This is a genomic window from Actinoplanes oblitus (assembly GCF_030252345.1).
Classification (GTDB): domain Bacteria; phylum Actinomycetota; class Actinomycetes; order Mycobacteriales; family Micromonosporaceae; genus Actinoplanes; species Actinoplanes oblitus.
In genome coordinates, this window is record NZ_CP126980.1 from 5004106 (window position 1) to 5017729 (window position 13624).

Annotated in this window: 8 protein-coding genes; 4 read left to right on the forward strand and 4 right to left on the reverse strand. The window is 73.5% G+C overall.

Translation table 11 applies throughout. From position 1 onward, the window contains the following. The first annotated feature begins 127 nt into the window (after window positions 1–127). The 3 genes from Actob_RS22455 to Actob_RS22465 all read left to right on the forward strand — a co-directional run bounded on the left by Actob_RS22455 (window position 128) and on the right by Actob_RS22465 (window position 4501). Window positions 128–1732, forward strand: a complete 1605-nt coding sequence (locus Actob_RS22455; RefSeq protein WP_284913753.1) for a cellulase family glycosylhydrolase — start codon at window positions 128–130, stop codon at window positions 1730–1732. Next, on the forward strand, window positions 1729–2907 hold the full coding sequence (locus Actob_RS22460) for a cellulose-binding domain-containing protein (RefSeq protein WP_284913754.1): 1179 nt from the start codon (window positions 1729–1731) through the stop codon (window positions 2905–2907). Before Actob_RS22455 ends, Actob_RS22460 begins: the two co-directional genes overlap by 4 nt. A gap of 73 nt (window positions 2908–2980) precedes the next feature. Then, window positions 2981–4501: a histidine kinase N-terminal 7TM domain-containing diguanylate cyclase gene (locus tag Actob_RS22465; protein WP_284913755.1), complete on the forward strand. Its 1521-nt coding sequence runs from the start codon at window positions 2981–2983 to the stop codon at window positions 4499–4501. 7 nt (window positions 4502–4508) lie between these two features. Here the strand turns inward: Actob_RS22465 and Actob_RS22470 are convergent, their stop codons facing one another. The 4 genes from Actob_RS22470 to Actob_RS22485 all read right to left on the reverse strand — a co-directional run bounded on the left by Actob_RS22470 (window position 4509) and on the right by Actob_RS22485 (window position 13098). After that, window positions 4509–10649, reverse strand: coding sequence for a S1 family peptidase (locus Actob_RS22470; RefSeq protein WP_284913756.1), 6141 nt, complete (start codon window positions 10647–10649; stop codon window positions 4509–4511). Window positions 10650–10681: 32 nt separating this feature from the next. Beyond that, window positions 10682–11083: a trypco2 family protein gene (locus Actob_RS22475; RefSeq protein ID WP_284913757.1), complete on the reverse strand. Its 402-nt coding sequence runs from the start codon at window positions 11081–11083 to the stop codon at window positions 10682–10684. A gap of 122 nt (window positions 11084–11205) precedes the next feature. Then, entirely contained in the window at window positions 11206–11634 is a 429-nt protein-coding gene (locus Actob_RS22480) for a YybH family protein (RefSeq protein WP_284913758.1), read from the reverse strand. A 108-nt stretch (window positions 11635–11742) separates the two neighbouring features. After that, window positions 11743–13098 (reverse strand): cellulase family glycosylhydrolase, encoded by a 1356-nt coding sequence (locus Actob_RS22485; protein WP_284913759.1) that lies wholly within the window; start codon window positions 13096–13098, stop codon window positions 11743–11745. Window positions 13099–13283: 185 nt separating this feature from the next. Here Actob_RS22485 and Actob_RS22490 point away from each other — a divergent pair, with 185 nt between their 5' ends. Next, window positions 13284–13619: a hypothetical protein gene (locus Actob_RS22490; protein ID WP_284913760.1), complete on the forward strand. Its 336-nt coding sequence runs from the start codon at window positions 13284–13286 to the stop codon at window positions 13617–13619. The last annotated feature ends 5 nt before the right edge of the window (window positions 13620–13624 follow it).

Here is a 13624-nt window from a genome sequence, read left to right on the forward strand (position 1 = left end):
AGGAGTATCACGAGCCCCTCGCGCACCGAGACCTGGGTTCCGAAACCATTGATGAACATTGTTAATGGGAGCGCTCCCATGTAACGATGTCGGGAACGCCTTCCGTTCTCGAAGGAGCTCCCAACCCATGAATCCCCGTAAATGGCTGGCCGGGGGCACCGCCCTCGCTGCCGCGGCCGTCGCCACGGCCATCGCGCTGGCCCAGCCAGCAGCCGCCGCCTCCGGCGGCACCGGCACGGGTTACCTGCACACCAGCGGTAACAAGATCGTCGACAGCACGGGCGCCACCGTCCGGCTGACCGGGATCAACTGGTTCGGCATGGAGACCGACAACAAGACCTTCCACGGGCTGTGGTCCAGCAACCCGTGGAAGAGCCAGCTCGACACGATGGCCTCGCTCGGCTACAACACGCTGCGGGTTCCGTTCTCCGACGACGCCCTCAAGCCCGGCGCCACCGCCACCGGCATCAACGACTTCACCAACCCGGACCTGGTCGGGCTCTCCCCGCTGCAGATCCTGGACAAGGTGGTCGCCTACGCCGGCACCAAGGGCATGCGGATCATCCTGGACCGGCACCGGCCGACCTCGGCGGGACAGACCCCGCTGTGGTACACCGCCGCCGTACCGGAAAGCACCTGGATCGCGGATTGGAAAGCGCTCGCCCAGCACTATGCGGGCAACACCACCGTGATCGGTGCCGACCTGCACAACGAGCCGCACGCCGAGGGCACCAACCCGGCCGCGACCGGCGCCTGCTGGGGTTGCGGTGACACCGCGCGGGACTGGCGGCTGGCCGCCGAGCGCGCCGGTAACGCGATCCTCGCGGTCCAGCCCAACTGGCTGATCTTCGTGGAGGGGGTCAGCTGCCCCAGCGGCGGGCTGTCCAACGTCTGGGACAACGACACCAGCAACGACGAGGACTGCGGCTGGTGGGGTGGCAACCTGTCCAAGGCGGGCCAGTTCCCGGTACGCCTGGACGTCGCGAACCGCCTGGTCTACTCGCCGCACGAGTACGCCACCTCGGTCTACCACCAGGCGTGGTTCGACGACCCGTCCTACCCGGCGAACATGCCGGCCATCTGGGACAAGTACTGGGGTTACCTGTACAAGCAGAACATCGCCCCGATCATGATGGGTGAGTTCGGCACCACTTTGCAGGCCAACGTCGACAAGATCTGGCTGCAGGAGCTGCTCAAGTACACCGGCACCGGGGTCAACGGGATGTCGTTCACCTACTGGTCGTGGAACCCGAACTCGGGTGACACCGGCGGCATCGCCAACGACGACTGGACCACGATCAACCAGGCCAAGCAGGCGATCATCTCGCCGTACCTGATCCCGCCGGTCGGTGGCGGCACCAATCCGCAGCCGTCCGGTTCGGCCTCCTCGTCGCCGTCCACCTCGACGCCCCCGGTGCCCAGCGGCGGCTGCAAGGCCACCTACACCCAGACCAACGCCTGGCAGGGCGGTTTCCAGGGTGAGCTGAAGGTGCAGAACACCGGCGGCGGCGCGGTCAGCCCGTGGCAGGTGACCTGGACCTGGCCGTCCGGCGTGACGCTCGGCAGCGGCTGGAACGCCACCGTCACGCAGAGCGGGACGACGATCACGGCGGCGGCGCCGAGCTATTCGCCGTCGCTCGCGGCGGGCGCGTCGGTCACCGTCGGCTTCACCGCCAACGGTACGGCCAGCGCCCCGGCGACCGTGAAGCTCAACGGTGTGGCCTGCTCATGAGGCTCGTACCGATAGCCTCGGCCGTGGTCCTGGCCGGTGCCGCCCTCGGCGTCGCCGGCCTGGGCCCGGCCCACGCGGCCGCCGCCACCTGCGCCGTCACCTGGACCGCCAACAGCTGGAACACCGGGTTCACCGCCGACGTGAAGGTCACCAACCTGGGCGCCGCGGTGTCCTCGTGGACCCTGGCCTGGGACTTCGTCGGCAACCAGCAGGTCACCTCGGCCTGGAACGCGACGGTCAAGCAGACCGGCGCGGCGGTGACCGCCTCCAGCGTCGGGTGGAACGGCTCCCTCACGACCGGCGGGTCCACCAGCTTCGGCTTCCAGGGGACGTACTCCGGCAGCAACCCGGCGCCGTCGACGTTCCGGTTCAACGGGGTGACGTGCGGGCCGGAGCCGGTCCCCAGCGACGCCTCCGGTCTGCCGTCGCCGTCGTCGCCCTCCCCGTCGTCGCCCTCGCCCTCGTCGTCGTCGACGCCGCCGAACCCGGCGGGGTGCGGGAGCGGGGCCCGCTGTGACGGCTTCGAGGCGCAGTCCGGCGCGGTGCCGGCCGGCTCGTGGGCGGTGACCAGCCCGGACTGCTCCGGCGCGGGCACCGCCGCCATCGACCGGACGGTCGCGCACAGCGGCACCACGTCGCTGCGGATCAACGGCGCCGCCGGTTACTGCAACCACGTGTTCGCCAGGAACACCGACCTTCTGGGTACGTCCGGCACCCGGTACATCCGCTACTGGGTGAAGCACACGACCGCCCTGCCCGCCGCGCACGTGACCGCGGTGGCGATGGCCGACGCCAACGACGGTGGCCGAGACCTGCGCTTCGGCGGTCAGAACGGCGCGCTGCAGTTCAACCGGGCCTCCGACGACGCCACGTTGCCGGAGCAGAGCCCGGCCGGGGTGGCCCTGTCCCGGCCGCTGCCGGTCGGCACCTGGAACTGTGTGGAGTTCAAGATCGACGGTGCCGCCGGCACCATCGAGACCTGGCTCAACGACACCGCGGTGCCCGGCCTGCTGGCGGACGGCACCCCGACGCACGACATCGACAGTCAGTGGCTCAACCGCACCTGGCGGCCCGCCCTGACCGACCTGCGACTCGGCTGGGAGAGCTACGGCGACGGCGCCGACACCCTCTGGTACGACGACGTCGCGGTCAGCGGCACCCGCAACGGTTGCTGATCGGCGGATCGGGCGTGGCCAGCGCCACGCCCGATCCGCTCAGCTTCCGATTCGCCCGGCCGAACGGGATCGCATGCGAGCCGTACTGGTCCCGGCGTACGTCGCCGCGGCCCTGTGCGCGGCGCTGTACGCCCTGCTCTCCTGGCACCGCCGGCACGTGACGCCACTGGCGAAGTCGCTGGCGCTGATCACCTCCGGGGCCGCGCTGTGGTCGCTGGCGCAGGCCTTCGCCGCGGTGGCCTCGCCGACGGTGGCGGTCGCCGCCACCTACGCCATGTTCCCGGGCGTCGCCATGCTGGTGGCCGGCTTCCACTGGCACATCACCGTGTTCACCGGCTACGGCCTGGACCGGTTGCGCCGATGGCACGCGCTGCTGTTGATCCATCCGGTGCTGCTGACGTCGGCGGTGGCGACCGACCCGTGGCACCACGCGTTCTTCACCTCGGTCACCAGCCACCCGGACGGTGGGGTCACCCCGCACTTCGGCCCGCTGTACTGGGTGCACACCCTGTACAGCTACACGATCATCGGGATCGGGATGGTCCGGGCGGTGGCGGCGATGCGCAAGGCGGTGCGCGGGCACCGCCGGGTCTTCCTGATCTTCCTGGTCGGTGGGCTCGTCCCGGCCGCCGGGAACCTGGTCAGCATCCTGCTGCTCACCAAGGACCGGCAGCTGGACCTCACGCCGATCCTGTTCCTGATCACCGCCTCGATGTGGTGGTGGGCGGAACGGTTCGGCACGCCCGCCCGGCGGACGCCGGTCTCCTACAAGCAGGTGATCGCCGCGCTGCGCGACGCGGTGATGGTCCTCGACGCGGACGGCCGGTTCCTGGACGTGAACCCGGCAGCCGTCGAGTTGCTCGCGGTGCTGCGCGGCTGCGGTGGCAGCGTGGTGGGCCGGCGCTGGCAGGACGTGCTCGGTCCGCGGCTGGCGTCCGCGTTCGCCGGGATCGACCAGCAGACCGTGGCCTCCGCCGACGGGCGCACCTACGACGTACGGGTGGTGCGGATGCCGGCGGAGAACGGCGCGGTTGTGGTGGTCCGCGACATCACCGAGCTGGAACGGCTCCGCGCCGAGCTGACCGACCAGGCCGTACGGGACGGCCTGACCGGGGTCTACAACCGCCGGCACCTGACCGCCGTGCTACGGGAGCAGGTGACCGGCAGCCAACCGCTGGCCGCCGTGATGATCGACGTGGACCACTTCAAGGCGGTCAACGACACCTACGGGCACGCGGTCGGTGACGAGGTGCTGATCCGGCTGGCCCGGGAGATCGGCGACGCGGTCGGTGCGGCCGGCACGGTGGCCAGGTACGGCGGCGAGGAGTTCGCGATCCTGCTGCCCGGCGCCGACGCGCGGACCGCGGCCGGCCTGGCCGAGCAGTGGCGGCACCGCTGCGCGCAGATCACCGTGGCGACGCCGGTCGGCCCGCTGCGGGCGACGTTCAGCGCCGGGGTGGCGCAGTTGGAGCCCGGCGAGAACGCCGAGGACCTGCTGCGGCGCGCCGACCGGGCGCTGTACGCCGCCAAGGAGCGGGGCCGCGACCGGGTGGTCACCGACGGCCCGGAACGGCTCACGGCCGTGCTGCCGTAGCACCGGGTCAGGCCAGTTCGGCCCGGGCGACCAGGTGCGCGAGCAGGTCCACCGGGAACTTGGCGAGATGGTTGGTGGCGGTCGGGGTCAGCAACAGCATCTCGAGGGCGGTGTCGCCGTCGGTGGTGTCGTGGGTCGTACCGTCGAGGCTCATCAGCTCGGCCAGGACGGCGGCCTGTCGTTCCGGGTCGCCGATCCGCCGGGCCGCGGCGACCGCCCGCCGGGCGGCCCGCGCGGCGCCGGCGTCGTGGGCCGCGCGCTGTTCCAGCCGGGTGAGTTCGCGCAGGATCCGGCACTGCGTCTCCGGTGACCCGATCGCGTCACCGGCCAGCAGGATCCTGGCGCCGGCCAGTGCGGCCTGTTGCGTGGCGCCGGCCTCGTGCAGCACGGCGGCCAGGCGCAACAGGGCGTCGCAGCGGTCCGCCGGGTCGGTGATGGTGTCGCCGGCCGTGAGGGCCTCCCGGGCGGCGTGCGCGGCCTGCTCGGTGCGGCCGATCGTGTGCAGGTCACGGGTGATGTCGGTGAGCGTCGCGCAGCGCGCCACACCATCGGTGATCGCCTCGGCGGTTCGCACGGCGGCGTCGCCCTGCCCACCGGCGGCCAGGGTGGCGGCGACGGCGGCGAGCACGACGGTACGCCGGTGCGGGAGTGGCATCGCTGAGGCGGCGGCCCGGGCGGCCTCCGCGTGGCCGAGGGCGGCCAGACAGCGGGCGACGGCGCTGAGGATGTCCACCCGCCTCGGCCCCCGTAGGTCGGCGGCGGACCGGGCGGCGGCGTCGGCTGACTGGCTCGCCGCGCTCTCGCTGTCGCGGGCCGACTGGCCCGTCGCGCTGTCGGCGGTGCGGGCCGATGGGCTCGCCTTGCTGCCGGCGGCGTTGGCTGACTGGTTCGCCCTGCTGTCGGAGCTGTCGGTGCTGTCGGGGCGGGCGGCCGCGGTGACCAGGCGGCGAACCTCGATCTCCGGCTTGCTCCGGCACAGCGAGGCGAGCGTGGCGAAGGGCGATGACGTGGACGACGGCTCCGGCGGCGGCGCGGTGGCGGACGGTGCCGGTCGGAGTGACTCCCTGGTCATCGGCGTCGAGCGGCCTCCGGCGCCGGTGCGCGTCGCGATGATCGTGGCGACGTCCCTTTCGGTGCGCCTGACGTGCGAGTTCATCTCGGCCCGGGTGGGCAGGTCGATGATCTGGCCGGCGGCCTGGATCGCCTCATCGAGGGCCTTCCGCGCCGGTTCCGGGCGGCCGGCGACGCTGAGCTGCCGCGCGACGTTGCTGAGGAGCAGGGCTCGCTCGTGGGGCTCGCGTGGCTGCCGGGCGAGGCGGAGTGCCTCCGCCGACGCGGCGGCGCCGTTCGCGGTGATGCTCGGGTGCTGGAAGGCGTGGGCGAGCGCGCACATCCCGTGGGCCCGCTGCGTCAGCTGGGCGAACCGGAGCACCGCCGCCTGGGCGAGTTCGGCCGCCTCGCTCGCCGGTTCGGCGAGGCCGGCGTCGGCGAGGCCGGTGGCGATCCTGGTCAGGGTGCTCACCCGGCTCGCCACGTCGCTCTGTTCCGTCGCGCTCCGCACGGCGAGTGTGGCCGCCCGGCCGGCGACGGCAAGCTGCTCGGCCCGCTGGCCGATGGCCTGCGGGGGAGAGGCAGCCGTGCGCTGGCCGGCCTGCGGGGGAGAGGGAGCCGTGCGCTGGCCGGCCTGCGGGAGAGGGATAGCCGTGCGCTGGTCGGTGGGGTGTGGGGGAGACGTGACGGCGTGCTGGTCGGTCGGTGGGCCGGTGGCGAGTCCGAGAGAGGCGATCGCGCGGTGACCCGGGTCGTCGATCAGGGTGGCGGTGTCGAGGGCTGCCGCCGGGTGCCCGCCGTCGGCGAGTGCCCGGGCCACCTCCGCGAACAGGTCGTCCCGATCGGTCCGCTCGGTCGCCGCGCCGACGGCCGTCCGGGCCAGGCCGGCCTGACCGGCCCGGGCCAGGTCCAGGCTCAGGCGGCGGACCGCGTGGGTGCGCTGTGACGGGTCGGCGATCGCCGCGACCGCCTGGAGCGCCTGCGCCATGGTGCGGCCGGCCGGCCGGTCCTGACCGGCCCGGGCCAGCGCCACCGTCAGGTCGGCGAGCGTCCCGGCCCGCCGCTGCGGGTCGTAGATCGCGCCCGCGACGGTGGCGGCCGCGGTGGCCGCCGCGTTCGCCTCGTCGGTGCGGCCGGCCGCGGCGAGCGCCCGCGCCAGCCGGCCATAGCTCTCCGCCCGCAGCGCGAGGTCGTCGATCCACTCGACGGCGGTCCGGGCCTGGTCGAGGTAGCCGGCCTCGGCCAGCCGGATCGTCACCGCGCCGATGATCTCCGGGTCACGCCAGTGATACGTGCCCATCATCGCCTGCACCGCCTCGTCGGCGGTGGCCTCGGCCGCCTGCCGGTGACCGCTCTGTGCCAGTCCCAGCGCCACGTGGCTGAGCACCATGGCGCGGTACTCGTCGCCGGTGACCTGCCGGGCCGCCGCGATCGCCGTCTCCGGCCGGCCGGCGGCGGCCGCCGCGCGGGCCAGCACGTCGATGGACCGTTCGCGCGCCGACGACTCGGGCAGCGCGGCGGCGGCCCGCAGCGCGAGCGCGAACCAGCCGGCCTGGGCCAGGGTCGTGGACACCGTGCCGAGCAGCCGGTTGCGGGTGTCCGGCCGCTGCTCGTCCTCGGCCGCCCGGACGGCGCTCTCCGCGATCGGCGCCGCCTCGGTCTCCAGGCCGCCCGCGGCCAGCTGGGCGGCCAGCTCGGCGAGCCTGGTCGCCCGGTCGGTCGAGCTGGTGATCTCCAGGGCGAGCCGGTGCGCTCGGTCCACCGCGCGGGCGGCCTCGTCCGCGCGCCGCTGCTCGCGCAGCGAGCAGGCCAGCACACCCAGGCCGTGGATGCGGCGGTCGGCGGCGTCGATCCGGTCGACCATCTCGTACGCCCGGCCGGGCTCGCCGTCCCGGGCGTACGAGATCGCGACCTCGGTGATCACCTTGGCCCGCTGCCAGTGGTCGTCGAGCCGTTTCACCTCGGCCATCGCCTCGACCGGCCGTCCCGCGTGGGCCAGCGCGTCCAGTGCCGACCCGAGCATCCGGATCCGGGTGCTGCGGTCCTTGATCTGGTACACCAGGTCGACCGCCCGCTGCGCGGTGGCCGCGGCCTTCTCCTGGTAACCGGCCCGCACCAGCGGGCGTACCGCGGCCACGAGCGTCGCGACCTCGTCCTCCGGCGTGGCGTCCCGGGGTGCGGCGACCATCTCGTCGATCAGCCGAGCGGCGTCGCGGTCCCGGCCCGCCTCGGCGAACGCGTGGGCGAGCCGGCCGAAGGCGTCCATCAAGGCGAGCCGCTCGGCGGTGTCGGACGGTATCGCGGGGGCGATCCGGGCGATCTCCGAGCCGAGCGCCGGGTCGCCGGCGGGCGCGGACCGCAGCAGGCCGGCCAGCGTCTCGATCCGGCCGACGGGGTCGATGACGCGGCCGGCCAGCCGCACCGCGGGCGCCGTCCGGCCCGCCTCGGCCAGGGCGCGGGCCGCCGCGGCGAACGCCCGGTCCTCGTCGGCCGGGCGGCCGGTCGCCCGGGCCACGGCGAGCCGCACGACACGCTCGACGAGGTCCGGCCCGGATCGGGCGGCGAGGGCGGCGGCCAGGCCGGCCAGGCTGATCGCGGCCAGGTAGGCGGGCCACCGGGTGCTCACCGTGGTGACCAGGTCGGCCGCCTTCGCCGCGTCGCCCAGCCCGATCAGTGCCCGCACCATCCGGTCGACCACCTGGGCCTGCCGGACCGGATCGGCCAGCGCCGGCACGTCCGCGCCGGCCTTGTCGACGGCCGCCGCGGCCAGGTCCGGCCGGTCGGCGCAGAGCCGTTCCGCCACGTCGGCGAGGGCGAGCGCCCGCAGCCACCGGTCGGCGATCTGGGTGGCGATGGCGTACGCCTCCGGCTCGGCGGACGTCTCGGCCAGACCGGTGGCGACGTCGCGGGCGACCGTCTCGGCGTCCGGATGGCCGCCGAGTTCGGCGAGGGCGCGCAGCGCCGGCTCGACGTCGCCGCGCGCGGCCAGCAGCCGGGCCACGTCGGCCAGGGCCATGCCGCGTTCCAGCGGGTCGTCGATGCCGGTGGCCAGGGCGACAGCGGCCGGCGAACGCCCGGTGCGCGCCCAGGTCCGGGCGATGGCCGAGGCGACCCCGGCCCGGGTGGTGGTCAGCGGCTGCCGGCGCAGGGCCAGCGCGGCCAGCCGGAACGACATCTCGGCCGGGTCGAGGCCCAGGCCGGCGCCGAAGTCCACGATGATCTGCTGGGCCGCGGCGATGTCGGCGTCCGGGGCGGCCGGATTGCCGACGTACTCGAACAGCCGCAGCAGCCGGTCGCGGTCGGCGACCAGGGCGAACAACCGGTCCAGGGCGGCTCGCCGCCGCTCGGTCGGCGCTGTCGTGTCGCGGACCCGTTCGGCGAGCTGGCGCGCGTACGGCCGGAGCAGGTACCGCGGCGTGGCCAGCGGCCAGTGCCGGCCGGTGTACTCGTCGGCCCACCCGTCCAGCAGCTGGTAGTAGCGCGGCAGATCGCCGGTGAACCGGTGCTGGGCCTCGACCAGCAGCCGGTCGTGCGCGAAGACGAAGACGGACATCGGGCCGCCCTCCGGATCGGCGATCTCGATGACGCTGCGGCCCAGTCCGTGCCGCAGCGACTCCTCGATCTCGCTGACGTCGAAGTCGCGCCCGCGCCGGCGCAGGATCTCCTCGAGTTCCGCTGCCGACAGGCCGGTGTACGACATCGCGAGGCAGCTCAGGATCGGCGACAGGTGCCCGCCGGGATGGGTCCGGATGCGGTCGATCTCGGCGCGGACCACCTCGTGCATGTCGTTCGCGATCTCGGCCGGGGCGATCGGGGTCTGGTGGTGGCGCAACGGGTGATCGGCGGGCAGTTCGACGGTGGCGCCGGACCGGCTGGCCGCCACCAGGGTCACCCCGGCCGGCAGTGACGTCCGATCGGGCAGCCAGTCCAGGCCGCCCCGGGTGGTGTCGTACTCGTCGAGGCCGTCCACGACGAGCATGAGCCGCTGGCCCCGCTGCCGGACCGCGGCGGCCGCCTCGGGCAGCAGCACGAGCAGGTCGTCGACCAGGTCGGCCAGGTAGTGCGAGGGACGGTACTCGGGCCGGCCGGCGATGGCCGCGAGCTGGCGGGTCAGCAGGTCCAGGGCGTACTCGGCGGTGTTCTCGCCGGTCGGGCGGCGCAGGAAGCAGGAGGCGACCTCGATCTCCGGTGGCGGCCGCAGCGTGAACCAGGCCAGCAGCGCGGTCTTGCCGGCGTACGCCTCGGCCACGATCCACCGCCACGCGGTGTCGGACGCGGCCAGCGTGCGCAACTCGTCCTGCTCCCGCTCGCGGCTGAGCAGGTAGACCGGGGCGAGGCGCCCGGCCACCCGCTGGGCACGGCGCACCTCGCTCTGGCGCAGGCTCGGCGGGTCGATCGGCACCAGCCCGTCCACCGACTCGGGAAGGTGCGCGAGCGCCTGCCGCCACCGGGCGATCGCGGCGGCGTCCGCGCCGGCGTAGAGGTTCGCCAGCGGACGGACGGTGAGGACGCCGGCGCCCTCGGCCGGGTGGTGCTGCCCGACGACACCGAGCAGCCGCTGGCCCGACCACACCGGCCCGCCCGACATCCCCTCCCACGGCGAGTGCGGGTCGCCGGGGTGGTCGGCCGGGGCGGCGTCGACCCTCAGCTCCAGCGTGCCGGTCTTGTAGTTGGAGGCGGGAGCGATGGTGCCCAGGGCATGGCGGTGGTCGCGGACCAGGTCGTCGGACGCGGCGCCAGGCCGCAGCTTGAAGCGGGGGAAGCCGACCGCCGCCACCGGGATCTCGTTCGGTGCGGACCGGCGGACCCGGCCGAAGATCACCGGGTCGCCGCCGGTCAGGCCCGGCACCGGGACCAGTGCCAGGTCGGCCCAGGGCGCGGCCACCACCTGGTCCAGGTCGACCGGCAGGCCGGCGCCGGGATCGAGCCGGGCCGGTGCGCCGAGCCACACGCCGGCCGCCCGCGCGCCCGCCACCACGTGGTACGCGGTGAGCACCCAGCCGGGGGCGACCAGGTAGCCGGAGCCGCGGGCCATCGGCTCGCCCGGCCGCCGGACCGCGATCTCGGCGAGGCGCTCCCGCGCCGGGTGCTGATCCACCTACGGCTCCCGGACCCGGCGTGCCGCGCGGGTCAGGAGTGGTGCCCCAGCGAGGGGAGCTCCTCGCCCGGGGCGAAGGCGCCGTGCACGTCCAGCCCGCGGGTGACCACTGTGGTGGCGCCCGTCTGGTCCACGGTCGCCACCTCGACCCTCGGCTTGAGCTTGAGGGAGATGCGCTGGGTGTTGGCCTGGGCCGAGCCGAGCGCGCCCTTGACGGCGGCCTCGGCCGAGGCGACCACCCAGAACTTGGCGCCGATCTTGCCGGACGTCTCGGCGGACCGGGTGGTCGTGTAGACCACGTCCATGGTTATCTCGATCTCGTCGATGCCCAGTCTCAGCTGCTGCCCGTCGGCGGCGCTCTGTGCCTCGGTCAGTTCGGCCCGCAGGTCCCGCAGGAAGTCGGCCAGGCCGATCAGGGTCGCGTCGTCGGCCACCGCGTGTCCTCCCGCTCCGTCAGCGTGCACTGAGCCGAGTTAATACCCCGGGCGAGCCCGTTGTCCACGGTTTCCCCGCGTGCCGGGAGGGATGACCGGTGGCAGCTGTCCGCGGGCGGGGATCAGGCGGTGCCGAACGGGTTGTCGATGACGTAGCGCCAGCGGCCGTCCGGTCCGCGCCGCAGCACGTCCGTGGCGACGCCCCGCAGGTCGAGCGGGGAGCCCCGCCGGCTGGTGCCGCGCATCGACCAGTCGACGACGGACAGTGCGATGTCGCCGGTGGTGTAGAGGTGCCTGACCTGGGCTCGCATCGGCACCCCGAAGCCGAGTAGATGCTCGAGGGCCGCACGCCGCTCGCCCCCGCCGCCTCTCGGCGTGCCCGGTTGCGGCACCACGAGCGCGTCCGGCTCGTAGAACTCGTCGAGCAGGGCGCCGGACCCGGACGCGAACGCCGCGGTGTAGGCGGTCAGGTGGGCTCGCAGGTCGGTGGGCGGAGCGAGGTGCTCGGCCGGCATGTCGTCGCTGCCAGGTGGTGGCGGAAAGTTCGTCATGCCCGGTCAGGATAACCGCCGTGGCCAGGCGGCCGCCCGCTCCGGGCGTACCGTAATCGGGTTGTGCCCGGGAGGGGCCGCGAGGCGCGGACCCTCCCGGTGGTGGGATCAGCTCGCGGTGCAGGTGGGGATGGGCGCGGTGTTGGTGCCGGTCCAGGAGCCGAGGAAGCCGAACGAGGTGGTGGCCTTGGCGGCGAGGCTGCCGTTGTAGCCGGCGTTCCTGGCGGTGACGGCGGCGCCGCTGCTGGTCACGGTGGCGGACCAGGCGTTGGCGACGGTCTGGCCGTTGGCGAAGGTCCAGGTGACCGTCCAGCCGCTGATCGGGGCGCTGCCGGCGGTCACCTTCACCTCGCCCTGGAAGCCGCCGGGCCACTGGCCGGTGATGGCGTAGGTGGCGGTGCAGGTCTTGCCGGTGGGCTGGGACGGCGACGGCGACGACGGGGAAGGCGACGACGGCGACGGCGAGGCGGGGGAGGAGGTCGAGGTGCCGCCGAAGACGGTGGCCTCCCGGGCGGTGGCCTTGATCCCGTTGGGGCCGTCGAAGACCCGGCTGTACCAGGTGGTCTTCTGGTTCACGTCGAAGTTGAGCACCATGTCCAGGACCGGGTCGGTGTTGCCGGACCACGACCAGCCGAGGTAGCCGAGGCCGCGCTTGACCGCCTCGGAGATCACCGTCTGGTCGTCGACCTCACCGGACGCGAACTGCCAGCCGAACTCGCCGATCAGCAGCGGCCAGCCCTTGGACCGGAAGGTGTCCAGGTACGAGGTGATCGTCGAGGCCTGGTTGTAGACCGCGTACATGTGGATGGACAGGATGGTGTTGTGCTGGGTGTCGGCGTCCAGCACGGCCTGCCCGTTGGCGAGCATGACCTGCTGCCAGTCCTGTCCCCAGTTCGGGGCGTCGACCATCAGCAGGTGCTGGAAGCCGTTGTCGCGCATCTTCTTGATCGCGGCGGTGGTGGCGGCGGTCCACTGGCTCGGGTTGGTGTTGCCGATCGGCTCGTTGCCGATGTTGATCGCGACGTAGTCCTCCTGGCCGGCCAGGACGCTCTTCAGGCTGATCCAGTAGTTGACGGCCTGGTCCAGGGTGTATGCGGCGCTGTCCTCGCCGTACCCGGTGGTGTCGTGGTCCTCCAGGACGCAGATCAGTCTGCTGGCCTTGCACAGGGAGATCACGTTGGCCACGTCGGCGGCGCTGTTCGCGGTCCACCGGCCGCCGGAGAGCACCACCCGGACGGTGTTCGCGCCGGCCGCCTTGATGTTGGCGAACGAACTGGTCTGTGAGGTGTACCAGGTGTGCGCGTGGTTGACGCCGCGCATGACGAACTTGTTGCCGTTCGCCTCGTAGATGTCGGTGCCGACGACGTGCAGGCCGGTGGCGGCGTACGCGGGGCTGCCGAGGGCGATCACCGCGCCGACGGCGGCGAGCAGGGCGGCGCAGAGTGCGAGGAGGACTCTTCGCATGATCTGCCCCTTTCTCTATCGATGGGGGACGTTGTCGGGAGCGCTCCCACCAGGGTCCGCATGTTTCTTCAGTTGGTCAAGTTAGTCACCGGAGTATTTCCGCGGGCCGATGTCCGGGGCTGGTGATCAGGGGGACGGGGTGCCACTATTGCCGTCGTACCGGCGGTTCGCGGAGAGGGATGGTTGTGGCAAGCACCGGATCGGATGTCGACGCCATAGGTGAGCTACGCGGGCGGATCGACCGGGCACGCGCCGAGATGGCATCGCTCAACCCGAGGTCGCCGAGGTACCGCCAGCTGCGGCGGGACGTGGTGCGCGCCTCGGGCCGGCTGCGCGACCAGCAGGTGCGGGCCGAGCGGCGGGCCGGCCACGTCCGGGACCTGCGACTGCTCTACCTCGTGGCGAGCGCCGTCTGCGCGGTGGCCGGTTGGGCCGGCACCTGGCTGTTCTTCCTGGCGGCCGGTCTGCTGCTGGTCCTCGCGTGGTTCGTCGGCCGGCTGCCCGAGCACGCGTACCGGTGACGTCC

Coding starts and splice junctions, on each gene's coding strand:
- Actob_RS22485 (WP_284913759.1), bottom strand. CDS start 13,098: ATGCGAAGAGTCCTCCTCGCACTCTGCGCCGCCCTGCTCGCCGCCGTC.
- Actob_RS22480 (WP_284913758.1), bottom strand. CDS start 11,634: ATGACGAACTTTCCGCCACCACCTGGCAGCGACGACATGCCGGCCGAG.
- Actob_RS22455 (WP_284913753.1), top strand. CDS start 128: ATGAATCCCCGTAAATGGCTGGCCGGGGGCACCGCCCTCGCTGCCGCG.
- Actob_RS22460 (WP_284913754.1), top strand. CDS start 1,729: ATGAGGCTCGTACCGATAGCCTCGGCCGTGGTCCTGGCCGGTGCCGCC.
- Actob_RS22465 (WP_284913755.1), top strand. CDS start 2,981: ATGCGAGCCGTACTGGTCCCGGCGTACGTCGCCGCGGCCCTGTGCGCG.